At 46.6% G+C, this 262-nt stretch carries 1 protein-coding gene; it reads left to right on the top strand.

What is annotated here, in order from left to right; genetic code table 11:
- Nucleotides 1-19: 19 nt before the first annotated feature.
- Nucleotides 20-262 (top strand): DUF4442 domain-containing protein (locus tag AAEY62_RS23105; RefSeq protein WP_350636770.1); only part of this gene is annotated, 243 nt, incomplete at its 3' end.

Below are 262 nucleotides of genomic sequence, written 5' to 3'. Positions count from 1 at the left end.
AACCAGTACCTTAAAGCCTGTGAATAATCAATTCTCCAAGCTATTATCAGTCACTAAATATCTGCCTAGTGGCGCGCGCTCTACGATTTTATCCAAAGCCTTTGGTAAAGTGGTGCCTTATGTTGGAACGACTGGCGTTTATTACGAAACTGTTGAGCCCAACCAAGTCATCGTCAGCTTAAAAAACGACAAAGGCGTGCAGAACCATATCGGCTCTATCCATGCGGTCGCCGTGACGTTACTGGCTGAAACGGCCACAGGA

The sequence above is a fragment of the Pseudoalteromonas sp. GW168-MNA-CIBAN-0100 genome (assembly GCF_040309225.1).
In the GTDB taxonomy this organism is placed as follows: domain Bacteria; phylum Pseudomonadota; class Gammaproteobacteria; order Enterobacterales; family Alteromonadaceae; genus Pseudoalteromonas; species Pseudoalteromonas arctica.
The sequence above is the reverse complement of the archived record's forward strand: the minus strand, read 5'-3'. Positions and strand labels throughout refer to the sequence as shown.